Annotated in this window: 24 protein-coding genes; 13 read left to right on the top strand and 11 right to left on the bottom strand. The window is 56.8% G+C overall.

Features of this window, described 5'->3' with window-relative positions; genetic code table 11:
• Positions 1-16: 16 nt before the first annotated feature.
• The 3 genes from MKFW12EY_RS02200 to MKFW12EY_RS02190 form a co-directional block, all read right to left on the bottom strand.
• A complete protein-coding gene (locus MKFW12EY_RS02200) occupies positions 17-169 on the bottom strand; it encodes a hypothetical protein (protein WP_157198044.1) in 153 nt (50 codons plus the stop codon).
• A 267-nt stretch (positions 170-436) separates the two neighbouring features.
• Positions 437-751 (bottom strand): hypothetical protein, encoded by a 315-nt coding sequence (locus MKFW12EY_RS02195; protein WP_054762649.1) that lies wholly within the window; start codon positions 749-751, stop codon positions 437-439.
• Between the two features lie 122 nt (positions 752-873).
• Positions 874-1,014: a hypothetical protein gene (locus MKFW12EY_RS02190; protein ID WP_157198043.1), complete on the bottom strand. Its 141-nt coding sequence runs from the start codon at positions 1,012-1,014 to the stop codon at positions 874-876.
• Between the two features lie 345 nt (positions 1,015-1,359).
• Between MKFW12EY_RS02190 and MKFW12EY_RS02185 the strand changes: the two genes are divergently transcribed.
• The 9 genes from MKFW12EY_RS02185 to MKFW12EY_RS02145 all read left to right on the top strand — a co-directional run bounded on the left by MKFW12EY_RS02185 (position 1,360) and on the right by MKFW12EY_RS02145 (position 9,806).
• Positions 1,360-4,125, top strand: a complete 2,766-nt coding sequence (locus MKFW12EY_RS02185) for a type I restriction endonuclease subunit R (protein ID WP_054762647.1) — start codon at positions 1,360-1,362, stop codon at positions 4,123-4,125.
• A 34-nt stretch (positions 4,126-4,159) separates the two neighbouring features.
• Complete coding sequence (locus MKFW12EY_RS02180) at positions 4,160-4,426, top strand: DUF4160 domain-containing protein (RefSeq protein ID WP_054762645.1); 267 nt, start codon at positions 4,160-4,162, stop codon at positions 4,424-4,426.
• Positions 4,419-4,688 (top strand): DUF2442 domain-containing protein, encoded by a 270-nt coding sequence (locus tag MKFW12EY_RS02175; RefSeq protein ID WP_054762643.1) that lies wholly within the window; start codon positions 4,419-4,421, stop codon positions 4,686-4,688. The genes MKFW12EY_RS02180 and MKFW12EY_RS02175 overlap by 8 nt, the downstream gene beginning before the upstream one ends.
• Before the next feature lie 70 nt (positions 4,689-4,758).
• The gene (locus MKFW12EY_RS02170; RefSeq protein ID WP_221053931.1) at positions 4,759-6,030 is read left to right on the top strand and encodes a restriction endonuclease subunit S; all 1,272 of its coding nucleotides are present in this window, start codon (positions 4,759-4,761) and stop codon (positions 6,028-6,030) included.
• An 82-nt stretch (positions 6,031-6,112) separates the two neighbouring features.
• Positions 6,113-7,210, top strand: a complete 1,098-nt coding sequence (locus MKFW12EY_RS02165; protein ID WP_221053058.1) for an IS5 family transposase — start codon at positions 6,113-6,115, stop codon at positions 7,208-7,210.
• An 89-nt stretch (positions 7,211-7,299) separates the two neighbouring features.
• Complete coding sequence (locus MKFW12EY_RS02160) at positions 7,300-7,722, top strand: restriction endonuclease subunit S domain-containing protein (RefSeq protein WP_221053930.1); 423 nt, start codon at positions 7,300-7,302, stop codon at positions 7,720-7,722.
• On the top strand, positions 7,715-7,948 hold the full coding sequence (locus MKFW12EY_RS02155) for a DUF4160 domain-containing protein (protein ID WP_054763038.1): 234 nt from the start codon (positions 7,715-7,717) through the stop codon (positions 7,946-7,948). The genes MKFW12EY_RS02160 and MKFW12EY_RS02155 overlap by 8 nt, the downstream gene beginning before the upstream one ends.
• 1 nt (position 7,949) lies before the next feature.
• Entirely contained in the window at positions 7,950-8,312 is a 363-nt protein-coding gene (locus MKFW12EY_RS02150) for a DUF2442 domain-containing protein (protein WP_245006413.1), read from the top strand.
• 18 nt (positions 8,313-8,330) lie between these two features.
• On the top strand, positions 8,331-9,806 hold the full coding sequence (locus tag MKFW12EY_RS02145; RefSeq protein WP_054763037.1) for a class I SAM-dependent DNA methyltransferase: 1,476 nt from the start codon (positions 8,331-8,333) through the stop codon (positions 9,804-9,806).
• A gap of 90 nt (positions 9,807-9,896) precedes the next feature.
• Here MKFW12EY_RS02145 and MKFW12EY_RS02140 read toward each other — a convergent pair whose 3' ends face one another.
• A complete protein-coding gene (locus tag MKFW12EY_RS02140) occupies positions 9,897-10,760 on the bottom strand; it encodes a YicC/YloC family endoribonuclease (RefSeq protein ID WP_054763036.1) in 864 nt (287 codons plus the stop codon).
• 43 nt (positions 10,761-10,803) lie between these two features.
• Here MKFW12EY_RS02140 and MKFW12EY_RS02135 point away from each other — a divergent pair, with 43 nt between their 5' ends.
• The 4 genes from MKFW12EY_RS02135 to MKFW12EY_RS02120 all read left to right on the top strand — a co-directional run bounded on the left by MKFW12EY_RS02135 (position 10,804) and on the right by MKFW12EY_RS02120 (position 14,173).
• Positions 10,804-11,703 (top strand): serine/threonine protein kinase, encoded by a 900-nt coding sequence (locus tag MKFW12EY_RS02135; RefSeq protein WP_054763035.1) that lies wholly within the window; start codon positions 10,804-10,806, stop codon positions 11,701-11,703.
• Between the two features lie 61 nt (positions 11,704-11,764).
• Positions 11,765-12,514, top strand: a complete 750-nt coding sequence (rph, locus tag MKFW12EY_RS02130; RefSeq protein WP_054763034.1) for a ribonuclease PH — start codon at positions 11,765-11,767, stop codon at positions 12,512-12,514.
• A gap of 4 nt (positions 12,515-12,518) precedes the next feature.
• The gene (rdgB, locus tag MKFW12EY_RS02125) at positions 12,519-13,103 is read left to right on the top strand and encodes an RdgB/HAM1 family non-canonical purine NTP pyrophosphatase (protein ID WP_221053929.1); all 585 of its coding nucleotides are present in this window, start codon (positions 12,519-12,521) and stop codon (positions 13,101-13,103) included.
• On the top strand, positions 13,100-14,173 hold the full coding sequence (locus MKFW12EY_RS02120) for a phosphotransferase enzyme family protein (protein ID WP_054763033.1): 1,074 nt from the start codon (positions 13,100-13,102) through the stop codon (positions 14,171-14,173). The genes rdgB and MKFW12EY_RS02120 overlap by 4 nt, the downstream gene beginning before the upstream one ends.
• A gap of 83 nt (positions 14,174-14,256) precedes the next feature.
• Here the strand turns inward: MKFW12EY_RS02120 and MKFW12EY_RS02115 are convergent, their stop codons facing one another.
• From MKFW12EY_RS02115 to MKFW12EY_RS02085, 7 genes are all read right to left on the bottom strand, one after another.
• On the bottom strand, positions 14,257-15,816 hold the full coding sequence (locus tag MKFW12EY_RS02115; RefSeq protein ID WP_054763032.1) for a SulP family inorganic anion transporter: 1,560 nt from the start codon (positions 15,814-15,816) through the stop codon (positions 14,257-14,259).
• Between the two features lie 33 nt (positions 15,817-15,849).
• Positions 15,850-16,482, bottom strand: a complete 633-nt coding sequence (gene can / locus MKFW12EY_RS02110; protein WP_054763031.1) for a carbonate dehydratase — start codon at positions 16,480-16,482, stop codon at positions 15,850-15,852.
• Between the two features lie 148 nt (positions 16,483-16,630).
• Complete coding sequence (locus MKFW12EY_RS02105; RefSeq protein ID WP_221053928.1) at positions 16,631-18,190, bottom strand: complex I subunit 4 family protein; 1,560 nt, start codon at positions 18,188-18,190, stop codon at positions 16,631-16,633.
• Entirely contained in the window at positions 18,183-19,718 is a 1,536-nt protein-coding gene (locus MKFW12EY_RS02100; protein WP_064020315.1) for a complex I subunit 4 family protein, read from the bottom strand. Before MKFW12EY_RS02100 ends, MKFW12EY_RS02105 begins: the two co-directional genes overlap by 8 nt.
• Entirely contained in the window at positions 19,715-21,286 is a 1,572-nt protein-coding gene (locus MKFW12EY_RS02095) for a proton-conducting transporter transmembrane domain-containing protein (protein ID WP_082409908.1), read from the bottom strand. The genes MKFW12EY_RS02100 and MKFW12EY_RS02095 overlap by 4 nt, the downstream gene beginning before the upstream one ends.
• An 8-nt stretch (positions 21,287-21,294) precedes the next feature.
• Positions 21,295-24,444 (bottom strand): DUF2309 domain-containing protein, encoded by a 3,150-nt coding sequence (locus MKFW12EY_RS02090; RefSeq protein ID WP_221053927.1) that lies wholly within the window; start codon positions 24,442-24,444, stop codon positions 21,295-21,297.
• 43 nt (positions 24,445-24,487) lie between these two features.
• Positions 24,488-25,960 (bottom strand): complex I subunit 4 family protein, encoded by a 1,473-nt coding sequence (locus tag MKFW12EY_RS02085; RefSeq protein WP_054763640.1) that lies wholly within the window; start codon positions 25,958-25,960, stop codon positions 24,488-24,490.
• Between the last annotated feature and the right edge of the window lie 160 nt (positions 25,961-26,120).

Genomic DNA, 26,120 nt, shown 5'->3' with positions numbered 1-26,120 from the left:
TCGATTGCGCTTACCGTTAGCCGCCTGCGACAGCTACTTGGTGTTGATCGAGGTAAGCACTGCTGATTCGGTAACCCCGCGATTTCAATTCCTTCGCCAATCCCGGGCTCATTTTGTCCGGGCTGATGTGCGAAATGACTTTACCGAATTTTTTGATGTTATAGCGCATAGCAACCATCTCCAACCTCCAGCGATATCCAATAGCCCTTTAAACTGAACCGAATGGTTCCGAACGCCGATACGACAGCCCGGTAGCCACAAAATTCCGTGATTTCCGCGATTTTGCAAATTTTTACCGAGAGTGCCTCGTACGTTACCCGGTATTGAATATTTTTTTCCGCATCGGGCCATCGCCATTTATCGACAGGCACAAAAAAGCCGCTGATTAAAGCGGCTTTGGATATCTGGTTTTGGGAACCTAATTTATGTTTCGTTCTTATTCGGCCTCAGCCGGTTCTGCCGGAGTCGCTTCCGCCGGCTCGGGCTCCGCAACAGCTTCGGTCTTTACCGAATCGCATTTGCCGGGGACTAGATCGTACGCGCCGGCCCAGCAACGGGCTTCGACGTAATATTTGGCGTAATCGATAAAGGCGACGCCGGAACAGTCTTCGTATTTGATCGCCGGAGCCGCACTAGCATCTTTGTCGTCGAAAGTTCGTATTGCCTTACAGTAGTCAACCGCTCTGGCCTGAACCGCGCCGGACACCAGACCGAGCAACAACACTCCCCAAAATTTGTTTACCGAACTCATTTAACCATCCCCGAAAATTGAAACCGTTGCCCGCAAACCAACAGATTGACCAATTTCGGCTGATTCGTCAACCGCAACCGATTGCCGCTCGCTCCGCTCGAAAACGGCCGGCAATCCGCCGGTCAATGAGTTTCCGCGCTGTTCCAGGCTTCCGACATCAAATCCACAAATTCCTTGCCAACTACGCGAATTAATTGCAAAGCAGCAATAACCACCAAAGCTCCGATGACCAAACCGGACAATATGACAATAACCATCTTCATAACCACCCCCGAAATTGACAGCAAAAATGGACTAGGGATGGCGAGTATTCACATAAAACCGGCAAAAAGCAACTGGATTAAAGTCCGCTTAAGGTATTGATTATTCAGGAATTAAGCATGTCAATCACTTACGAATTAATATTAATGTAAATTCGTGCATACGCGGCCGATTCGCAACCCTGCCGATTTTCAATTCCTGTTGCAGACCAGGCACGGCCAGCCAAAGCGCGTCTTGGTATCCGGCCGGCTGCCGTTCTAATCCGTAGCCCGTTTCATTTATACTGGCAAAAACTAACGGCCGAATTTATTACTCCACAAACCGAGCACTGCGCGTAACGGACTGCCATGCCCAGCAACCAAAACCCGGAACAAATCGCCCGCGATCATATTGACAAGCTCTTGCAGCAAGCGGGCTGGGCGGTACAGAACAAAAACCAGATCAACTTGCATGCTGGCTTAGGCCAAGCAGTCAGGGAATACCAAACCGACACCGGCCCCGCCGATTACATCCTATTCGTCGACAGCAAACCGGTTGGCGTCATCGAGGCCAAAGCAGAAAGCCTAGGCCACAAGCTCACCACGGTCGAAGAGCAAACCGCCGAATACGCCGCCGCCAAACTGAAATGGGTCAATAGCCAAGGACCGCTGCCATTTCTGTACGAAAGCACCGGCGCCATTACCCGCTTTACCGATGCCCGCGATCCTAAGCCGCGCTCTCGCGAAGTGTTCAGCTTTCACCGGCCGGAAACGCTAAAGGAATGGTTAGAGCAAGGCAGATCATTGCGTCATCGATTGCAAAGCCTGCCGCATCTTAATCCGCAAGGCTTGCGCGAATGCCAGGAAATTGCCATCAACAACCTGGAAGACTCGTTCAAACACAATCGGCCCCGCGCGCTGATCCAAATGGCCACCGGTTCCGGCAAGACCTATACCGCCATTACCAGCATGTATCGGCTGCTGAAATTTGGCGAAGCCAAACGCATTCTGTTTCTGGTCGATACCCGCAACTTGGGCGAACAGGCCGAGCAGGAAATGATGAGCTACACGCCCAACGACGATAACCGCAAATTCACCGAGCTTTACAGCGTGCAGCGTCTGCAATCGTCGTATGTCGCCAAGGATAGTCAGGTCTGCATCAGCACCATCCAGCGCCTGTATTCCATCCTCAAAGGCGAAGAGCTCGACAGCAGCCTGGAAGACATTAACCCGGCGGAACAACTCACCAAACCCAAGCAGCCGATGCCGGTGGTATATAACGATAAAGTTCCGCTGGAGTTTTTTGATTTTATCTTCATCGACGAATGCCACCGCTCGATCTACAACCTGTGGCAACAAGTGCTGGATTATTTCGACAGCTTTTTAATCGGCCTCACCGCCACGCCGGATAATCGCACCTACGGCTTCTTCAAGAAAAACGTGGTCAGCGAATACACCCACGAAAAAGCCGTAGCGGATGGCGTCAATGTCGGTAATGAAATTTACCTGATCGAAACCCACATTAGCCAGTCCGGCGGCAAAATCCCGGCCAAACTGCAAATTCAAAAACGCGAAAAACTCACCCGCAAAAAACGCTGGGAGCAGCAAGACCAGGACGAAACCTACACCAATAAGGAACTGGACAACAGCGTCGTCAACCCCGATCAGATTCGCACCGTGATTCGTGCCTATCAACAAAATTGGCAGACGATGTTCCCCGGTCGGCAGGAAGTCCCCAAAACCCTGATCTTTGCCAAAACCGACAGCCACGCCGACGACATCATCCAGACCGTGCGCGAAGAATTTGCGGAAGGTAATGCCTTTTGTAAAAAGGTCACCTATAAAGCCGATGAAGACCCCAAATCCACCCTGGCCGATTTTCGCAACGCCTACCATCCACGCATCGCCGTTACCGTGGATATGATCGCCACCGGCACCGACGTCAAACCGTTGGAATGCCTGCTGTTCATGCGCGACGTGCGTAGCCGCAACTACTTCGAGCAAATGAAAGGCCGTGGCACCCGCACCCTGGATATGGACGGCCTGAAAAAAGTCACCCCGTCCGCGCTCACCGCCAAAACCCATTATGTGATTGTCGATGCGGTCGGCGTGACCAAATCCCTAAAAACCGCCAGCCAGCCCTTGATTACCAAACCCACCGTGGCATTAAAAGACTTGGCCATGGGCGTAATGATGGGCGCCCACGATAGCGACGCCGTCAGTTCCCTGGCTGCCCGCTTGGCGCGCTTAAATCAACAGCTCAGCCCTGCCGATCAAGCCAAAATTAAAAATCTGGCCGGCGGCATACCCTTGAGCCAGATCATCAATAATCTGTTCAACGCCATCGATCCCGACAGCATCGCCCAAAAAGCCTGCGAACAAGCCGGCCTGCCCAGCGATGCCGAACCCAGCGACCAGCAATGTCAGCAAGCCCAGGCCGAATTGGTCAAACAGGCGGCCAAGGTTTTTACCGGCGAGCTGGTCAACTTGATCGACAGCATCCGTCGCGACAAGGAACAAACCATCGACCATCTCAATCTGGATACATTGAGGTTTTCCGGCTGGGCTACCGATGCGCAAACCGCCGCCGAACATCTGACTCAGGAATTTGCCGACTATCTGGCCAGCCACAAAGACCAAATCGAAGCCCTCAGCATTTTTTACGACCAACCCCAACGCCGCCGTAACATCACCAACGCCATGCTGCACCAAATCCTCGATCAACTCAAAACCGACAAACCCAAGCTGGCGCCGCTGCATGTCTGGCAAGCCTACAGCCAACTGGATAACTACCAGGGCCAGCAACCGATTAGCGAACTCACCGCCTTGGTGGGCTTAATCCGCCGCGTCTGTGGCATGGATCAACAATTGACCCATTTCGCCGACACCGTGCGCCGCAACTTCCAAACCTGGGTCATGCAACACCACGCCGGCAACCCCGACAAATTCAGCGAAGAACAAATGGCTTGGCTGCAAATGATCCGCGACAGCATCGCCAACTCCTACCACATCGACCGCGACGACCTGGAACTGGCCCCGTTCGACGGCCAGGGCGGCTTGAGCAAGATGTATCAATTGTTTGGCGCCGAGATGGATACGGTGTTGGAGGAATTGAATGAGGCGTTGGCGGCATGAGTTTGCAATATGACCGATTGAAGCGGGGTTTATAATGCCGATCATTTCCTATTTTTTTGGTATCTACATCCGTATGTACCATGACGACCATAACCCACCGCATTTTCATGTCGAATATCAAGGTCATGAAGCCTTAATTGCCATCGAAACCGGCGAGGTATTGGCCGGTTCGTTACCCAATAAAGCACTTAAATTAGTTCGCGAATGGGCTATCGAACACCAAAGTGAATTGTTAATCGATTGGCAATATGCGATCGAACTCAAACCCTTGCTGCGAATTCCGGGAGCCGATAATGATTAAAATCATCCGTATAGAACCTCTCGAGGGCAAACGCTTGCGCTTGTATTTTTCCGATGCCAGCCATGGTGATTATGATTTGCAACCGCTCATTGCCCAGCACACTGAACTGGTGCAACCTTTGAATAATGATGACTATTTCAAACGCTGTTATTTGGAGTTGGGCGCTTTATGCTGGCCAAATGGTTTAGAACTGAGTCCGGCCAATATTCATCGCAAGTTAGCCGAGCGGCAATTGTTGCGTTATGAAGAGAAAGTGGCTTGAGCAAGATATATACGTTATTTGGCGCCGAGGAGGATACGTTGTTGGAGGAATTGAATGAGGTATTAGCGGCTTGAATACTCTAGCAAAAAAAATACCGCAGACCTGGGAGACAACCACGTTAGGTAACGTCTATCAAGTTGTTGGAGGTGGAACTCCATCAACTGAAGTTCCAGATTACTGGGATGGAAATATTCCTTGGGTTACAAGCGCTGACATTGAGAGTGTACGTCAAATAAAAATCAGGAAATATGTATCTGAAAAAGGTATTAAAGAAAGTACGACAAATAAGGTTCCTCCGAAAACCCTTTTAGTTGTTACTCGTGTTGGTTTAGGCAAGATAGCAATATCCGAAACATCGATATGCTTTAGCCAAGATTTGCAGGGACTTATACAAAGCCCAAAAATAATTTGTCCAGAATACACTCTCTATCTTTTGAGTTATAAACTTCAATATCTAAAGTTTGACGGTCGCGGAACAACAATTTCCGGAATAACGAAAAAACAGCTAACTGATTTAGACTTTGAGTTGCCACCACTCTCAGAACAACACCGCATCGTCGCCAAAATCGAAGCCTTGTTTTCCGAGCTGGATAAAGGCATCGAAAGTTTTAAAACCGCCCGCGAGCAGCTGAAAATCTACCGGCAAGCGCTGTTGAAACACGCCTTTTCCGGCAAGCTCACCGAGCAATGGCGGGCGGAGAATGCGGGTAAATTGGAAAGCGCCGAAACCCTGCTGCAACGCATCCAAACCGAACGCCAGCAACGCTATCAGCAACAACTCAAAGACTGGGAGGACAAATCCCCCTCAATCCCCCTTTTACAAAAGGGGAAGCCCGATTCGAAACACCCCAAAATCCCCCCCTTTGAAAAAGGGGGGCTAGGGGGGATTTCCAAACCCAAAGCCCCCAAAACCTTGCCGCCGCTTACTGCTGAAGAATTGGCCGAGTTGCCGGAATTGCCAGAGGGATGGGTGTATTCAAGACTTGGCGCGTTAATAGACGAACCTACTTACGGAACTGCCAAAAAATGTGACTACGAAGTTGATGGAATAGGCGTTCTTAGAATTCCAAACGTAGTTTCTGGAAAAATTAATGCGTCCGATCTTAAGTTTGCACAATTTGACGCAGATGAAAGAGCTTCATACAAACTCGATGTTGGAGATATTTTATTAATTCGCTCTAACGGTAGCATTTCGATAGTGGGAAAATGCGCATTAGTTTCTGAGCAAGACATTAACTATTTGTATGCCGGATATTTGATTAAGCTACGCCCAAATCAAGTTTTAATTGCTTCCACATATTTAGTTAATCAGCTTGCGGCACATTCTTTAACAGGCTGGTGAAAAACTCCCAAAGCTGCAGTCATCAAGGCGCATAGCCTCAGCAAACAAGTAAAATAGCGCATCTAAATTGGAGAAGCCCCCCATGCGCGGACACGATGCCATTCAAAATAGCTGGTTCAGCTACGTTAGCCTGGAAGACCGTATTCCCAAACAGCATCCGTTGCGTCGTTTACGGCTACTCGTCGATGGCGTATTGGCCTCTATGGATGCGGTCTTTGCCGAATGCTACTCCCATACTGGCCGCCCGTCGATTGCGCCCGAAAAACTGCTGCGCGCCTTGCTATTGCAAGTGCTGTACACCGTTCGTAGCGAACGCCAGTTGATGGAACAGCTGGACTACAACCTGCTGTTTCGCTGGTTTGTCGGTTTGGGTATCGACGATGCTGTCTGGGAACGCAGCGTGTTCAGCGCCAACCGCGAGCGCCTGCTGTCCGAAGCACTGAGTCGCGAGTTTTTTGAGCGGGTCTTGGCCATTGCCGAATGGCAAAACCTGGTGTCCGACGAACACTTCAGTGTCGACGGCAGCCTGATCGAAGCCTGGGCCTCGCACAAAAGCTTCGTGAAGAAAGACGGCAGCGGTCCTGATAAACCCGCCGGCCGCAATCCCGAGGTCGACTTCAGCGGCGAAAAGCGCAGCAATGCCACGCATCAGAGCACGACAGACCCCGAAGCGCGGCTTTACAAGAAAGGCGAATACACCGAGGCCAAACTGCGTTACATCACCCATGCCCTATCCGAGAATCGTAACGGCCTGATTGTCGATGTCGAAACCACCCAAGCCACCGGCACCGCTGAAATCGAAGCCGCGCAAACAATGATCAAACGCCGTGTTCCCAAAGGCGGCAGCGTCGGTGCCGACAAAGGCTATGACCAACCGGCGTTCGTCAACAAACTCAAGACGCAAGACATCAAAGCCCATGTTGCTCGCAAAAAGACCGGCAGTGCCGTCGATGGCCGCACCGCGCGCGGCAAAGCGTACGCTCAAAGCCTCAAGCGCCGCAAAATCGTCGAAGAAGCCTTCGGCTGGATCAAGACCGTCGGGGGCCTGCGTAAAACCCGCCACATCGGCTTAGCCAAAGTCGCAGGTCAGGCCTTGTTTTGCTTTGCCGCCTACAACCTGACGCGCTTGCTCAACCTATTGGTGTTCACGCCGAAACCGGCGTGGAGTGCGCCCACCTAGGGCGAAGTGCGCCTGAAAACCGTCCACAGACGGCTTCAGGCGAATAAAAAGCCCTTGAAACAGGGGCAAAACGGTTGAAACTCGATGTCATGACCGATTTCAACACGAAAAAATCACGGAAACCGTGGGTAAGGGGAAATATCAGTGGGTTTTTCACCAGCCTGTTAAGAAAGCAGATTGAGGCAAAAGCAAAATCAACGAGTGGTGTTAACAATATAAACTCAGGAGAAATTCAATCATTGATAGTTGCTCTATGTGGTGTCGAAGAGCAGCAGAAAGTGCTTACCGAAGTCGAAACAAATTTATCAATCATTGACCAACTCGACCAAACCATCACCACCGCCCTGCAACAAGCCGAAGCCCTGCGCCAGTCTATCCTGAAAAAAGCCTTCTCCGGCCAGTTGGTCCCGCAAGACCCGAACGACGAACCGGCCAGCGTGTTGTTGGAACGGATACGCGCCGAGAAAGCCGCATCCGACAAACCCAAGTCAAGGAAAACCAAGCATGCCTGAAATCTGCCGCTTTCTCGGTATCGTGATTTTGATGTATTTCGCCGATCAAAATCCGCCGCATTTTCATGTCAAATACAACGACTATAAAGCAGTGATGGATATCCAAACGCTCAATATTCTGGCGGGTTATTTACCCGGCAAGGTTCGCGGCTTGGTGGAAGAATGGGCTGAATTGCTGATGATGTGGCAGAGCAAGGATTTTCATAAACTCGAACCCCTGGTGTGAGGTGAACATCATTATTAGCGTAACTCAAGCAGAGTATCTGGGTGACTACCGATTACGCCTGCACTTCAACGACGGCGCGAACGGTGAGGTGGATTTGCAGGATTTAGTTTTCAAATACCCGGCAGCAGAACCCTTACGCGATAAAAGCCGCTTTCAACAATTCAGCCTGGATGAGTGGTCTACCGTGGTTTGGGATTGCGGCTTCGATGTGTCGCCGGAAACCTTGTACGAGCGGGCGACGGGGAAGAACATTACATGGTTAGAAATCATAAACGATATCAACACTTCGCTAGCGCAACTTGCGTCTGGCGAACGTTTGCCCTTATCCGACACACTGCAATCTGTGCGTCAATCTTATGAATAAACTGTTAGAAAACTGATAATGAACGCCGAATCCATCGTTTCCAAAGTCTGGAGTTTTTGCACCACCCTGCGCGATGATGGCGTGGGCTATGGCGATTATCTGGAACAGCTGACCTATCTGATTTTTTTGAAAATGGCCGACGAGTACAGCCGGCCGCCGCATAACCGCAATGTCGGCATTCCGGCCGACTACAACTGGCAAAGCCTGAAAGCCAAAAAAGGCGCGGCGCTGGAAGGGCATTATGTGCTGTTGCTGCGCGAACTGGGCAACAAGCCGGGGATGCTGGGGCAAATTTTCACCAAGGCGCAAAACAAGATTCAAGACCCCGCCAAGTTGTCGCGGCTAATCGAGCTGGTCAACGATACCGATTGGGTGTTGTTGGGTGCGGACACCAAGGGCACTATTTACGAGGGTCTGCTGGAAAAAAACGCGGAGGATACCAAGTCCGGCGCGGGCCAATACTTTACGCCGAGGGCTTTGATCAAAACGATGGTGGAATGTGTGCGGCCTGAGCCGAGCAAGAGCATTGCCGACCCAGCCTGCGGCACCGGCGGATTCTTTTTGGCGGCCTATGATTTTTTGAAAACCAATTATCCGTTGGATAAAAAGCAGTTGGCGTTTTTGAAGCACGAAACTTTTTACGGTAACGAGATCGTCGCCAACACGCGCCGCCTGTGCTTGATGAACATGTTTTTGCATAACATTGGCGAGATCGACGGCAACAGTGCCGTGTCCGCCAACGATGCCTTGGTATCGCCGCCGGCGGAAACGGTGGATTATGTGCTGGCCAATCCGCCGTTTGGTAAGAAAAGCAGCATGACTTTTACCAACGAGGAAGGCGAGCAGGAAAAAGACGATTTAACCTACAACCGCCAGGATTTTTGGGCGACCACCTCCAACAAGCAGTTGAATTTTGTGCAGCACATTCGCAGCATGCTGAAAATCAGCGGCCGTGCCGCCGTGGTGGTGCCGGATAATGTGTTGTTTGAAGGCGGTGCTGGGGAAAAAGTCCGCCAAAAGCTGATGCAGAATACCGATTTGCACACCATCCTGCGGCTACCGACCGGTATTTTCTATGCCAATGGCGTTAAAGCGAATGTGCTGTTTTTTGATAACCGCGAGGCCAGTCCGAACCCGTGGACCAAGGAAGTCTGGTATTACGATTACCGCACCAATATCCATCACACGCTGAAAAAGAAACCACTGCGCATCGAAGATTTGCAGGATTTTATCGACTGCTATAACCCGGTAAATCGTCATCAACGCACCGAAACCTGGCACGAGCAAACCAACCCGGAAGGCCGCTGGCGCAAGTTCAGTTACGAGCAAATCCTGGCGCGGGATAAAACCAGTCTGGATATTTTTTGGCTGAAGGATAAGTCACTGGCCGATTTGGATAATCTGCCGGAACCGGATGATATTGCTGCCGAGATTATCGACAACGTGGAGGCAGGGTTGGCGTGTTTTCGGGAGATTGCCGGGATGTTGGGCTAATCCGCACGGTGGCGGCCGCATCCCCGGCCGGATAACTGGAGCATTCGGGCCGGGAATAATCGAAATTACCCGGCCAGCCAGCGCTTGGCGTTACTCGATGTTCTGGATCTGCTCGCGCATCTGCTCGATCAATACTTTCAAATCGATCGAGATCTGGGTCATTTCCCGGTCGGCGGATTTGGAGCCTAGCGTGTTGGCTTCCCGGTTCATTTCCTGCATCAGAAAATCCAGGCGGCGGCCGGTGGGTTCGGGTTGTTTTAATGCGCGCAGCACTTCCAACACATGGGTTTCCAGCCGGTCCAGCTCTTCCGCCACGTCTAACTTTTGCGCCAGCAGCACCAGCTCCTGCTCCAGCCGGTCGAAATTGGGCTCGGCCACCATTTCCAGTACCCGCGCCGTCAGTTTGTTGCGCAAGTTGTTCAATACCTCGGGCATGCGTTTGTGGGCGGCTTCGACCAGCAGCATCACCTTCTGGCAACGGTCTTCCAGCAATTGCGCCAGTTGCGCCCCCTCGCGGGCACGGGTCTCCAGCATTTTGTCCAAGGTATCGTCCAAAAGCTGGACGATCTTGTCGCGCAAGGCCTCCTTGTCGGTTTCCTGCTCTTGCTGCACGCCGGGGAAAGCCAACACGTCGAGCGCGGAAAAGGCTTGCGGATTGTGCATTTCGGCTTCGATGGCCGCGGTAGCCGCCAGCAGCCGCTGCACGATTTCGCGGTTGACGTTGAAGCTGGCTTCGCCGGCCTGCTTCTTGTAACTCAAGCAACATTCGATCTTGCCGCGTTTCAGTTTTTCAGAGATCAAACGGCGGACATCGGCTTCGGCAAAGCGCAAACGCTCGGGCAGCTTGACGCTGACATCGCTGTAACGGTGGTTAACCGAACGCAATTCGCACAAGATAGTCAGGTTGTCGGCACTCATTTCGCCGTCCGCGAACGCGGTCATGCTTCTAATCATTTTTCACCTATAATCTTCACGCTTTACCCGTGCAGCTTTGCCCATGGCCGAATACTACGATCCGGAAACCTACCCGAAACAATGGAACTACCTGCAATCGGGAACCATTATAGATCAGTACATGATCGAGCGGGAATTGGCGCACGGCGGCTTCAGTTCGGTGTATCTGGCCCGGCAAATGACGGACCAGACCCAAGTGGCGATCAAGGAATACCTGCCGCGCAAGCTGGCGCACCGCACCTGGAACAACCTGGTGGCGCCGAACGGCGATGAGGCCAAGACCTTGTTCATGCGTGGCCGGGCGCTGTTTTTCGAGGAAGCCAAGGTGCTGGCGATGCTGAAACACCACAACATCGTCGATGTAATCAACTTCTTCCAGGCCAACGATACCGTGTATATGGTCATGACCTACGACTACGGCGTCACGCTGGACAAAATCCTGCACCGCAAAATGCTGCCCATCACCGAAGAGTTCCTGCTGGCGGTATTTCCTCTGCTGCTGAACGGCATCGAGGCCGTGCACCAAAAAGGCTTGGTGCATCTGGATATCAAGCCCGCCAACATTCTGATCCGCGCCGAAAACGATCCGCTGTTGCTGGACTTCGGCGCGATCCGCAAAATTACGCTGGACCCGCAACGCAACCGCGCCAAGGTGCTGACCAACGGTTATTCGCCGATCGAACAATACGACAACAACGGCAACCTCGGCCCCTGGTCGGATATCTACGCCGTCGGCGCCAGCATGCGCGCCTGCCTCGACTTCAAAATCCCGATACCGTCGCCGGACCGGGTCAAACAGGACAACTTGCCGCCGGCCGTCAAAGCCCACAAACGCCGGTTTCCGGAATATCTGTTAAAGGCCATCGACTGGGCCATGGCGATTTTTCCGGAAAACCGGCCGCAAAGCGTGGCCGAATTGCAGCAGGCGCTAAGTCCCCAATAGTTAAAAACCGGCCCGGCAAAGCCAGTATAATGCCGCAACTTTTGATACTGCCGAGACACCTATGAGACCAAGCGGACGCAATCCGGACCAATTACGCGAAATTCGTTTTACCTGCCATTACACCAAACACGCCGAAGGCTCGGTGTTGGTGGAATTCGGCGACACCCGGGTCTTGTGCACCGCCAGCGTCGACAACAGCGTCCCCCGGTTTTTGAAAGGCAAGGGCGAGGGCTGGGTCACCGCCGAATACGGCATGCTGCCGCGCTCGACCCACAGCCGGATGGACCGTGAAGCCGGCCGCGGCAAACAAGGCGGCAGAACGCTGGAAATCCAACGCTTGATCGGCCGCTCCTTGCGTGCCGCCATCGACTTGAAGGCGCTGGGCGAGAATACCATCACCATCGATTGCGACGTGATCCAAGCCGACGGCGGCACCCGCACCGCCTCGATTACCGGCGGTTTCGTCGCCCTGTCGATTGCGATCGACCACCTGCTGAAAACCCACAAGATCAAGAAAAACCCGCTGCACGGCCAAGTCGCGTCGGTCTCTGTAGGTATTTACAATGGCGTGCCGGTGTTGGATCTGGACTATGCCGAAGACCACCAGGCCGAAACCGATATGAACGTGGTCATGAACGAAGCCGGCCATTTCATCGAAGTCCAGGGCACCGCCGAGGGCCATGCCTTCAGAAAGGACGAACTCAACGTCATGCTGGAATTGGCCGAATTGGGCATCAACCAACTGATCGAAAAACAACAAGCCGCGTTACGCGACGCCGTAAAACCGGCGCCGCTACGGGTTGTGCTGTAAACGGATGAGTTCGATTGTTTTAGCCAGCGGCAATCCCGGCAAGATTCGGGAGATCCAGGCCATTCTGCAAAACGACAAGATTCTGCCGCAATCGCAATTCAACGTCGCCGAGCCGGAGGAAACCGGTTCCACCTTTATCGAAAATGCGATCATCAAGGCCCGCAACGCCGCCGCCCATTGCCGGCTACCGGCGATTGCCGACGATTCCGGCATCGTGGTCGACGCACTGGACGGCGCGCCCGGCTTGATTTCCGCGCGCTATGCCGGCATTGGCGCCGACGACCGGGCCAATCTGGAAAAACTGCTGGTGGAAATGCGCGAGGTGCCGGATGCCTTGCGTAGCGCCCGCTTTGTTTGCGTGATGGTCTATTTGCGCCACGCCGCCGACCCGACGCCGCTGATCGCGCAAGGCGTTTGGGAGGGCAAAATCCTGCGTGCGGCGGTCGGCGAAAACGGCTTCGGTTACGATCCGATCTTCTGGCTGGACCAATACCAATGCTCCTCCGCGCAACTGGCGCCGGAAACCAAAAATGCGATCAGCCACCGCGGCCAAGCCTTGCGGGCGTTGGCCCGGCAGCTAACCCCTTGAACCGGTTGGAACCGATTGCCCGCCGCTTCGCCGGCGACCGGCGCATCGGCGCGGTCCGGCCGCTAGGCAACGGCTTGATCAACGACACCTTCCTGGTCGAAACGGACGGCGGCAACTTTGTCTTACAAGCCATCAACGAACGGGTGTTCCCGCATCCGGAACGCATCGCCGCCAATTTAAACCTATTGAGCCTACATATCGGCCGGCAACAAGCCAGTGCGGTGCGGCTGCGTATCCCGCGGCTGCTGCCGGCCGCAGACGGCTGGCACATTCGCGACGACGCCAGCGGCCGGGTCTGGCGGGCACTGGAATGGATCGCGCCTTCCGAAAGCCGGGAGCGGCTCGCCAATCCGGCCCAAGCCGGCCAAGTCGGCGCCGCACTCGGCCATTTTCATAGCTTGTGCAGCGCTATGGCCGCCGAGACCCTGCACGACACCCTGCCCGGCTTTCATATCGCGCCGGAATATTTCCGCCAATATCAAACCGCTTTGGCGCAAACGCCAATCTTGCCGGCCAGCCCCGACATTCGACGCTGCCGCGATTTTATCGCCGATTTCGCCGCACAAATCGGCGAGCTGGAACAGGCCAAACACCGCGGCGAATTGGCCGAACGCGTGATTCACGGCGACCCGAAACTGAATAACTTTCTGTTCGAACCTGACAGCGACCGGATTATCGGCTTGGTCGACTTGGATACCGTCAAACCGGGCCTGGTACATTACGACATCGGCGATTGCCTGCGCTCCTGTTGCCACATTCCGGAAACCAACGGTTTCGATCTGTCGCGCTGCCGCACGATTCTGGAGCATTATCTGGCCGAGGCGGGCGGATTTTTTACGGCGGCGGATTACCGTTACCTGTATCCGGCAATTCGCCTGATCCCGTTCGAACTGGGTTTGCGCTTCTTCACCGATTATTTGCAGGGCGACCGTTATTTTAAAGTCGACGACGCCGGCCACAATCTGCGCCGGGCGCTGGCCCAATTCGAGCTAGTGCGGGACATCGAACGCCAAAGCGGCGCGATACGGGAGTTGATAGCGGGATTGACGCCGGCAGCCGCCCGGGCTTAGACCTGCTTTGCCCGAACGGAATGCCGGCGATGATAGGGCCGGTCGAACAGCCGCCCGCCGCGCTGGCGAGCGGGCCGGCGGAATCAATGGCCGGCGGACGGCGTAATGTCTTCCAACGGAATGCCTTGGATTTCCACGGCAATGCCGCGGTCCGGCGCTGACAGCATGAAATCGCCGATGGTCTCCAGAATATCCAAATCGACGAATTGCGCCTTGTAACCGTCTATCAGCAACTCGCAATCATCCGGTACCTCTTGCAGATACTTGCGCAGCAAGGCCTTGTTCAAAAACGATACGTCTTTATGCAAACGCAACAGATAGTGTTCGCCGTGTTGGGTCAACGTAATCGCGGCGTGGAAATTGGCGCGCAACACGAAGAAGAAGCCGCAGATCATACCGATCGCGATACCGACCAGCAAATCGGTCAACAGAATCGCGCCAACGGTAATGACGAACGGCAGGAATTGGTTCCAGCCCTTGCGGTAAAACTCGACGAACATGCCCGGCTTGGCTAATTTGTAACCGGTTTGCAGCAATATCGCCGCCAGACAGGCCAACGGGATCATGTTCAGGTACTTGGCGAAAAACAGCACGCTGACCATCAACAGCACGCCGTGGAAAAAGCTGGCCACCCGGGTTTGGCCGCCGGCGTTGATATTGGCCGAACTGCGTACGATTACCGCGGTGATCGGCAAGCCGCCGATCAGGCCGCTGACGACATTGCCCAAGCCCTGCGCCTTCAACTCGCGGTTGGTCGGCGCCACCCGTTTATGCGGGTCCAGCTTATCGACCGCCTCGATGCTCAACAGGGTTTCCAGGCTGGCGATAACGGCGATGGTCACAGCAATCGAATAAATTTTCGGATTATCGAAATAGCTGAAATCCGGTAACCGCAACTGGTTGAGGAAATTGGCGGTGCTGCCCAACTCCGGCAACGAAACCAAATGCTTCTCGCTGATCGCCAGTTCCGGAAAATAGCGCAACGCCGCGACATTGAAGCCGACGCCCCAAATCACGGCCAGCAACGGCCCCGGCACCAGCCGAAACGCTTTAACGCGTTTGACGAAAGCGCTGTCCCAAATGATCAGGATCAGCAAGGCCACGACGCTGACCAGCGTCACGCCCGGCGTAATGCCTTCCAATGCTTCCGACAATTCGAAAAAACTCGATTCGGCGGTCTCCTGCATATAGCTCTCGTCGCCTTCGGGGCTGGCGTCGAAACCGGTGGCGTGCGGCGTCTGCTTGATGATCAAAATCAAACCGATGGCCGCCAGCATGCCTTTGATCACCGCCGCCGGAAAAAACGCACCGATGACCCCGGCTTTCAAGAAGCCCAACACAATCTGCAACCCGCCGGCCAGCACGACGCTCAACAAAAAGCCGCCGAAACCGCCCAAAGTCTCTATCGCCTCGAACACGATCACGGTCAGACCGGCGGCCGGACCGGACACGCTGAGCTGCGAGCCGCTGGCCCAGGACACCAGCAAACCGCCGATCAGGCCGGCAATGATCCCGGAAAACAGCGGCGCGCCGGACGCCAGCGCCACGCCCAGGCAGAGCGGCAGCGCCACCAGAAAAACCACGATGCCGGCCGGCAAATCCTGGTGCAAATGCTTCAAGTACAAATTCAGTTGCGATGTCATTGGCTTCAATCGGTAGTTAAGGGAGCTCGCGGTTTAATCCGCGTAACGGTAAATCGGATTGATCTGGGTGTTATGGTCGAGCTTGATCAATTCCTGGATCAAACCGTCGTTCAAACCGTATACCCAGCCGTGCAAGCTGGGTTTGTGGCCGTGGCGCCAGGCGGACTGGATAATCGAGGTATACGCCAAGCGGTAGACCTGTTCGACGATGTTCAACTCGATCAGGCGGTCCACTTTCTGCTCCGGCGATACCGACTCCAGCTCTTCCTGGTGCAGGCGGTACACGTCCTTGATATGCATCAGCCATTTGTTGGCTATGACCAGATCGGATTTTTGCTGCTGCAACGCTGCCTTGACCCCGCCGCAACCGTAATGGCCGCAGACGATGACGTGTTTGACTTTCAAGACGTTGACGGCGTATTGCACCACGCTGAGGCAGTTGAAGTCGGTGACTATAACCTGGTTGGCGATGTTGCGGTGGACGAAAATCTCGCCCGGTCTGGCGTTAACGATGGTATCCGCCGGCACCCTGCTGTCGGAACAACCGATCCACAAAAAATCCGGTTTTTGTTCCTTGGCCAATTGGGCAAAAAAATCCGGGTCCTTTCTACTGATTTCTTCGGACCAGGCTCTATTTTCTAACAATAATTTCGCAGGAGTATGCATAGTTGTCGTCCTTAATGGGGTAATCCCAATAACAGAATGAGTTTTTCGGTACGCCGACCTAAAGCAGGCCGGGCTGAAGTCAATACTATATCGATTCGAAACTATATGCCAATCAATTTTCCGGCCTGGTTCGCGCTTTCGGCCTAAGTTAAATCGAGCCCTGTTGGTAAACCACGGCCCGCGACGAAATCGGCCCGGAAGCCGCACGCACCGCCTCCGCTTCGGCCACGGCCCGTTGCCGCATTTGCAGGCTGCTTTCCGGCCAGGCTAACACGCTTTGCGGGCTGAATCCCACCATCAGCACCAGCACAGCCGGCACCAACAACAGCACCAGCTCGCGCGTCGTCAGATCGGGGCAAGTGGCGGACACGGTTCCGGTCGGCCCGAAAAAGGCCTTCCTGGCAAAACCGAGCAAATAAGCGGCACTCAACACGGCGCCGAACAAAGCCACCAGCGCCAAGGCCGGATACGCCTGCAAGGTACCGACCAAAACCAGCAATTCCGCTGGAAAACCGTTAGTACCCGGTACCCCCATGTTAGCCAGCGCAAACAAAAAGAACAAGCAAGCCAAGCGCGGCGCCGGTTTGGCCAATCCGCCCAAATGCACCAGCTCGCAACTGCCCATGCGCTGTTGCAACATACCGGCCATCAGCATCAGGCTGCCGGCGGCCACGGTAAAATTCAGCAACTGCAGCAACGCGCCTTGCTGGCCCTGGTAATTGAATGCGGCCAAACCCACCAATACCAAACCGACGTGGCTAATGCTGGCATAGGCCAGTAAGCGGCGCAGATTGGTTTGCTGCATTGCGATCAGGGCCGCGTATACCAGCGTAACCGCGCCGACGATGGCCAATAGCCAGCGGTGCTCCAGTGCCGCTTGCGGCGCCAACGGCAAGGCAAAGCGGACGATACCGTACAAACCCAACTTCAAACCGACCAACAACGCGCTGAGAAAAGCCGGCCCTTCCATCGCCAGCGTCGGCAGCCAGGTATGAAACGGCACTAGCGGCGCCTTGACGGCGAAGCCGAGCATCAGCAGGAAAAACACCAGTTCTTGCGATGCAGCGTCCATCGGCGTGTTCAGCAACACCGGCAAACTGAAGGCCAAGCCGCCCGGCATGTCGCCGCCGGTGTAATGAACGTGGTTCAACGCCAGCGTCGCGATCGCGAACAACAGCGGCACGCCGCCGAACAACATATATAAGGTGTACTTCAACGCGGCCTGGCGCCGTTCGGCACCGATCCCCCATAAACCGGCCAGGAAAAAAATCGGCGGCAGCGTCAACTCCCAAAACAGAAAAAACAAAGCCATGTCCAATGCCACGAACACGCCGACGGTGGCGCTTTCCAATATCAGCATCAGCGCCAAGTGAAAGCGGTGCAAGCGCGTTGCCGCGTTCCAGCCGGCCAACAGCGCCATCAAGGTCAGCAAAGCCGTCAGCGGCAGAAACAATAGCGAAACGCCGTCCACCCCGACCGCGTAGTAAGCGTTCAGGCTGGGTATCCACGAGTATTGTTCCTGCCATTGAAAGCCGCCGTCGCTCGGATCGAACCCGTAGACGACGCCCAAAGTCAGCAGCAATTCGACGCCGGCCACCGCCAAGGCCAGCCGCTTCGCCCGGCCGCTATCGCGGACGCAGCCAATCGCCAACGCGCCGAGCAAGGGCCATAACAGGCATAGCGTCAATAACGGCAAACCTTCATTCATGGTGGGTCTCGTTGATGTGGTGGCGATGGTGGGCCGGATAATGCTCGCCGATTTCGCGGGCTTCCTGGTCGATGTATTTCAACCAAGGCGTCGTATAAAAACCGGTGCCTATCAATAAACCGCACACGGTGACGGCGATGATGCGTTCTTTCAGTACCGGATGGTGGATACTGCCGTAAGGCTGCACGAAACGGCGCGGATGGGCGATGAACAGGCGCTGAAACGCCCATAATAAAAACGCCGCGCCCAGCACGTTGCCCAACAGAATCGAGATCGCGATCCACCAGCCGTGCTCTTCGATGGTGCCCTCGATCAGCAGGTGGGCGGCGTCGAATCCGGGCGTGCCCGGCATCACCATGGTACTCAGCGCCGAGATCAGAAACAGCAGGGCCAAGGTCGAATTGGTCTCGAACAGCCCGCCCAAGCGCGGCAGAAACGAGGTGCGGGTACGTTCGTAAATCAGGCCGATACTGAACAGCATGCCGGCGGAAGCCAGACCGTAGGCCACCGACAACAAAATACTGCCTTCCAGCGCAAAATCGTTGAACGAAAATACGCCGATGGCCAGCATGCCGGTATGGCTGATTACCGCGAACGCGATCAAGCGCCGCATGTTGATTTGCATCAAGGCCAGCAATGCGCCGTAAAAAATCCCGATCAACCCCAGCGTGACGACGAAATGGGTCCATTGTTCGGCGGCGCCCGGCGTCAGCGGCAAGATGAAACGGATTAAGGCGTAGATGCCCAGCTTCAGGCCGTGCAGGAAAATCGCCGCACTGGCTGCGGTACCGTGTTCGCCCAGTACCGGCAGCCAGGCGTGGAACGGAAACAGCGGCATCCGCACCGCGAAGCCGAAGAACAGCAACAGAAAGATCAAGGTCTCGTTCGGAATCGCCAGATTATGCTGCTTCAACGCCAGCCAATCGAAGCTCAATTCCATACCGTTCGCCGCCAGACCGAAGCTCAACAACAGAAATCCGGCCAAACTCATCGCCAGAGCGGACAACCAGTATTGCAGCAGGGTTTTGACGGCCTGGTTACGTAAGCGGCCGGTACCGGCAACCATGGTCAGCAAGGCCACCGGCACCAGCTCCAACAGGCTCCAGCACCAAAACTGCAGCGTATTCAGCGCCGCAAATGCGCCGATCAGAATGCCTTGGTAAGCCAGCAGACAGGCGACGAACAAGCGGTCGTTGCAGTGGCGGGTGATCAGGGTATAGACCAGTGCCAGCGCGCCCAACACCGCCGTCAACGGGATGAACAGAATATTGGTGCCGTCGACGCCGACCCGGTAGCCCAGGCCGTCGATTTTCTCGGCCAGATGGATGCCGGGGGCTTCGGCGTCGAACACCCACAGCAGATAAATGCTCAACACCACGTTCAGCACCGCGCCGGTCAACGCGGTCGGCCACAGCCGCCAGCCTTTCAAGCCCAAAACCGCGCCGCAGGTCAACAGCGGCAGCGCGGTCAACACGCTCAACACCGGAAATGCCGCGGCAGCTTGCCAATAAACAATATCGGTCGTCATCGGTATCCCAAAGCCACCATCAAGGTAATCAAGACGAACAGTGCCAGATAACGGGCTCGCAGCAGCAAATGTTCGAAACGGTTGGCCGCCCGCCCCAGCCGGCGTCCGACCTGGATCGAGTCGCGGCCGATGCCGCGCAAGATGAAATGGTATTCGAACCAGTTCAGCAACGCCGCCGTCCATTGCGCCAGCTTGCCGGCCAGACCGCTACCCTGGGCGAAACGGTCTTCGGCACTGCTCAGATTGGCACCCATTTTTTGCTCCTCGCGTTGCGCCAACGTCGACATCGCCCGAATCGCCGGCGCCGGCGAGCCCATCAGCGGGTCCAGAATCCGCTCTTCGATATAGCGGGCGTCCTTGGCCAATTGCAACACCGGCTTCACCAACAACCAATCCACGGCCGGTTCCAGCCAGCCGCGCTGTAACGAGGCCACGAAGGCCCAGCGGCAATCGGCAAGCGTGGCCGCGACCGGCGCTATCGGCCGGCCATGCGTGCTATGCAAAATCGACGGCGCCGTCAGGAACAGATAGCAACGCACCACGGCATGTGCCGCCAAATGCCAGACCGCCAACGTCCACCAGCCGCAACCGCATTCGACGAACATCAATCCCAGTTGCACCGACGCGGCGAATATCTGCGAGCTTTTGATATCGGTCTGGCTCAAACCCACCCAATAGCCGTAAACCGCCGTCATCGCCCCGATCGCCGCCAACAAGGCCATCGCCGCCGGCGCCTGCTCGAACAATGGCCGCAGTTGTATGGCCAGGAACACGCCGGCGTGCACCATCGCCCCGCCGTAAAAGATCGCGCTGGACGGCGTCGGCCCTTCCATCGCCCGCGCCAACCACGGCGTAAACGGGATCTGCGCCGATTTGGCGAAGGCGGCGACGGCAAAACTTAAAGCCAGCAAGGTGGCGTCGCCGCGGTCCAGATCGGCCGCGCCGGCATTCAGGCTTTGCCAGTCGGCGGTTTCCAGCCAGGCCAGCATCAAGCCGATGCCCAGCAAAAACCCGCCGTCGCCGACCCGGTTGGTGACAAACGCGCGGGTGGCGTTGTGCGCCGCTACCGGCCGGTCGTAGGCGTAGGCGATCAGCAGATAGGAACAGACCCCGGCGACCTCCCAGCCGACGAAGGTGAATATCGCATTACCGGCCAACACCAATAACAGCATTGCCGCGGCAAACAGGCTCAGAATAAAGAAAAAACGGTGAAAACCGGGCTCGCGGTGCAGGTAATTGGCGGAAAAGCGGGCCACGACCAGCAACAGCACGCCGAACAAGGCCGCCAATGCCATATTCAAACCGCCCGCTTGCAACGAAAAGGCTATCGCCAGTTTGCCGCTGGCCAGCCAATTGCCGTAAACCTGTAACCCGCCGGCGCTGCCGACCAGCTCCAACCCGACCAGACTCGCGGCCAACGCGGCGGCCAAGCCAATCGACGCTACTGCCAAGCGGACGCTGATGCGCTCGCCGGCGACACCGTGCAACCGATTAAAAAAATGCAGGCCGCCGATGCACGATGCAGCCAGCAGCGGTAACAGCGGTATCAAGAATGCGTATGCGGCCATCGTCGTCGTTATTCCATGGTTTCCGGTTGCCGCACCAGCATCGGCGCAACGGCTTGGGTCTGCCCGGCATAGCAGGCCGCCGAATCGTCGCGCAGCGGCAACTCGCGCGGTTCCGGTTGCCAGGCTACGAAACCGGCGCGGCGGTCGAACAGGAAAATCCGGCCGTCGTCCGGGTCCACAGCGTTTAAATGCACCCAACCGCCGCCGACCAGTTCCTGCAACGCCGCTTGCCGGCCGTAAATGCGTTCCAGCACTTCGGTCTTGGCCTCGACCACGATTTGCAGCCGCATCGCCTCGTGAATTTCCACCATCTGCAACGGCAAACCGGTGCGCAAATCGCTGGCGGCGCCTTCCATCACGCCGAACAAACCGGTGACGTTATGCGGAATCTTGGTGCCGCAGCCGAGCCGGTCGTTATTGACGGTCGAAAAGTAATACTCCAGATTGATGCCGGCGCCGACCGGTCCGGCGGTCAGCAAAATGTTCTCCAAAATCGCGCCGTCGCCGTCTTGGGTCGGATCGTAGGAAATCAAAAACAGGCGGCGGTCGAAAAACACGCCCTGCGTCGCCGCGCGCCGGCCGATAAACGCCGCGGCGTTGGTGGCGTGACCGAACTCCGGCCGCACCTGGCTCAAGTCGGCGGCGCGGCGCTGCACATGGCGGAACGCGGCCCACGGCGCAGCCGGATAACCGGACGAGGCAAAGCGCCGGCAACGTTCCGCCGCCGCCCGCCGGTCGGCTTCTGCAAGATCGGCCTGCAACCGGGCGAAATCGTCGGCCAGTGCAGCCGGCACCAGATCGGCGTCGTACCAGTCAATCGCGTCGCTGCAGGTATCGTGCTGGCCGCCGACGAACCAGGTATCGTCCGGAATCGCGATGCCCTGCGCAGCCAACAAGGCGCGCACTTGCGGCCGGTTGGCCATTGCCGCGAACAACCTGGCATTCGGTCCGCCGCGGCGGCCGCCGCAGGCGCCGCAATCGTGGGCGGCCTCGTGCGGATTGTTTTGGCTGGTGGAACCGTGGCCCAAAATGGCGACGATGCGGGCAAAGCCGTAACTCAAGCCGGTGGTCCGCAAAAATTGGCCGACCCGTTGCGCCTGCTCCTCGTCGCTGAAACCGGGTTTCGCTGCGGCCGGCGTTGCCGCATCCGCGCTGAACTGCAAGCGGGTCGGCGCCGCCGGCACCAAACTCGTCTGCCAGGCCTGTTCCAGACGGTATTGCAGACCCGGCCACAAGGTCTTGCCCAACAAACCGGCCAGCTTCAGCGGCGCAAACAGGTATAACAGCGGATAAGCCCGCAACAGATGCCGGCGTAAGGTTTGATGCAGCCAATCGCTGAGGATTTGCGCCCGGTTCAAGCCGGCGCGGTGGGCGGTCAGCGCATCATCGCTGCCGGCCAATCCGATTTCCTCGACCCGGTGCGCCGGCGTGACCACCACCGGGCACAGCGGCGTCGGATGATGGTCGTCCAGTCCCTGAAAATCCATCGCCACGCCGAAAAATCCGGCCGCACCCAAGGTTTCCACGGCCGGATTCAACTCTTCCAAATGGCGGCGGAAACTTTCTTCGCGCTCGTCCATGCAGAAAAAAACCTGGGCCTGCGGCCGCCGCTCGCGCTGCCGCCAACGGCCGCGGCCACGGTTGGCGTGCAAGGCCTGCAATAACTCCTGGCGGTAATGGCGCTCGTAAGCATCCAGCCACACCATGGCCCGTTGTTGGCCGTCGAACGCATCGACGATAGGCAACCAGGCCAGCAATTGGCTTTTGTCCATAGCGGACACGGTGTCGGGCGCCAAAGCCAAATGGCGGCACAGCGAAAACAGCCGCCAACCGTGGTCGCACGCGTTGACTCGGTTTGGAGTTACCGCCAACGGGCTGTGGCGCCAGGTCCGAATCCGTTCCGCCAGCGTTTGCCACGCTTGCCGCGAGCTATCGGCGGCAGACAGCAATTGCTGCGCGGCCTGAGCCAAATACTCCGGCAATTCGCCGGCGAACAGCGCCCGGCGCACGGCGAATTCGGCTCGGTGCATTTCAAAGTATGCCTGCAACCGGTCTAGTTGGGCCGGACTATGCCACAGGCTGCGGCACAGCGCTTGCGCGTAGAGCCGGTCCAACACCAGGCGGATGGCCAGATAATCGGCCAAATCGACCGGCACCGGCCGGCCTTCCCGATAATCCGGGTGCCGCTGCCGCCAGTTGACCAGGCCGGACCAGCCCGGCAACTCCAGCGCCAGCCGCCGCAAATAACCTTCCCAGCGTGCCGCCGGCAACGCCATGGCCTGCAATTGCTGCACGATGGCGTCCAGCGACTGCTCCGGCAAGCGCGCCGTGATGCCGCGCCAATCGTCCAAATCGTGAAATAACGGCAGCGCATCGTACTCCAGCGCCTGCCGCCAAGCCGCATACAGCCCCAGTTCCTGGCGCTGCGGCAAGCGCCAGGCCGCCAAACCTTCGTCGAGCAGCGACGCGCACAAGCGAATCAATTGCGGCCGCACCGAATCCAGAATGTCCTTGCCGGCCAACGCCAGCAGCACGCCGCGCCAAGTCCGGCCGTCGCCGACCCGGCCGAACCAGCGTGCCGGACTTTCGGCATCGTCCATCTGCGGCAACCAGTCGTCGAGTTGCTCGGCGGATAGCTCCAACATGTCCTCGGGGTGCAACTCGGCTGCGGGCAACTCCAATTTGGCCGATACGGCCTGCCACAGCTCCGTCAGCGGCCGGCCGCCACAAGTTTCGCTGGCGAATTCGGCCGATTCGCGCAGCCGCCAGGCGAGTTGCTGCGGGGTAATAACTTGAACGTCGTGCAATAAAACCGCGCGGTAAAGTTCGCGCCGCGCCGCGCCGGGGCAGCCGGCCAGCGGTTCGGTTAAAGCGCTGCCGAAGCGCTGCTGCAGCGCGGCATCGAGATCGCGGTCGGTGATGCGTTGTTGCCGGTAGAACTCGCGAAACTGCTCGGCCGACAGATAGCAGTCGATGCCGGTCAGCTCGGTAAATTCGGCCAAGGCTTGTTCGAACGGCAAATGCTGAAAGCCGTGCAAGGTGTTGTGGTGCACGAAATCGTGGATCGGCGCCTGGCCGGGCAATACGTGGTCCAGATGCTCGAGCGCCTGGCGGACAATGCCGCGCGGGTCCAGTTCGCCGGTAACCGATACCGCCATCAGACCGCTCCCGAATCAGCCCGGCCGACGTAGCTTAGCCGCATCACAGCAACCTCTCGCCGATCACGGCCAACATTCGCCCCACCGACGCGGCCGATAACTCGATCAACGGCGCCGGCAGCAAGCCGAATACAACGATACCGCCGACCAAAACCGCCGACGCCGCCAGCTCAGGCGGCGTCAAATCGGCGACGTCGCGCATCTGCGGCTTGACCGGACCGGTGAACAGCAGGCCGATGGTACGCATGGCATAGGCCGCGCTGATCAGTATGCTCAGGCTGAAAAACGCCATCCAGCCGCCCCATTGCTGAAAGCCGCCAATCACGGTATGCAATTCGGCGACAAAGCCGATCGAGCCCGGCAGGCCCATCGCCGCCAACAGCGCCAGCGTCGCCAGCCCGGCAAAACGCGGCATCACCTGCACTAGCGAACTGTAATCCTGGATATTGCGGGTATGGGTGCGTTCGTACAGCAGCCCCACCAGCAGGAACAAGGCGCCGGCGATCAAGCCGTGCGCGCTCATTTGCAGAATGGCGCCGATGAAGCCGGTCCGGTTCAAGGTGGCGATGCCGAGCAACACCACGCCCATGTGGCTCAACGACGAATAGGCCACCATCGCTTTCATGTCCGGCTGGCGCCAAGCCAGCAGGCCGCCGTAAACCATACCGAACAGAGCCAGAAACATCAGCAGCGGCTGGATCATTTGCGCGGCGACCGGCAGCATCACCACCGAGCGCAGCAGGCCGTAAGCCCCCATCTTCAATAAAATGCCGGACAACAGGATACTGACCGCGCTCGGCGCTTCGACGTGCGCCAGCGGCAACCAGCCGTGCAGCGGAAAAATCGGCATCTTCACGCCGAAACCGATCAAAAAACCCAGCAGCACCAGCACTTGTTCGACGGCCGGCATGTTCTGCGCCGCCTGCCCCATCGACGCCATCAACGAGCCCTGGTTCTGCAAGTCGTACTGGCTGATCGCCAACAAACTCAGCAGCATGAACACCGAGCCGCCCATCGTGTACAGCACGAAGTTCAGGCTGGCGGCATGGCGGCGCTTGCCGCCCCAGCGGTCGATCAGAAAAAACAACGGGATCAGGGTCACTTCCCAAAAGATATAGAACAAGGCCCAATCCTGGGCCATGAACACGCCGAGCATGCCGAATTCGAGCAGCAGGATGCAGATGTGGTAACCCTTGACGCCGTCGGCCAGATTAAAGGACGCGATCAGCGAAATCGAGGTCAGTAGCGCCGCCAGGACCAGCATCGGCAACGACAGACCGTCGATGCCCAAGGCATAGGCGCTACCGAGTTTGGGGTTGAGCGGGTAGAATTCGTTGAATTGCAATGCCGGATCGGCGGCATCGTAGCGCGCCAACAGTACGCAGGCCAGAACCAGCGCCGCAGCGGCGAACAGATTGGCCGCCAGGCGCACCGCTTGCGCCCGTTGGGCGGGAATCAGTACTAGCACCAGCGCCCCGGCAGCGGGGGTCCAAAGCAGCGTGCTGAGTATGGCCATCGTTGATAGGGTAATGAGTCGAAAATGGCCGCATTCTACCGGCTATTGGTTGAAAAAAGCCATTTTTAAAAGCCGATTGGTTGAAATAAACCAAAACTAGCGCCCATACCGATCTGCCCGGCCCGCGCTAGCGGTATCGTCGCCGCAACCGCTTGGCCAA

Origin of the sequence: Methylomonas koyamae, assembly GCF_019669905.1 — a bacterium.
In the GTDB taxonomy this organism is placed as follows: domain Bacteria; phylum Pseudomonadota; class Gammaproteobacteria; order Methylococcales; family Methylomonadaceae; genus Methylomonas; species Methylomonas koyamae.
This window is presented reverse-complemented; position numbering and strand designations above follow the sequence as displayed.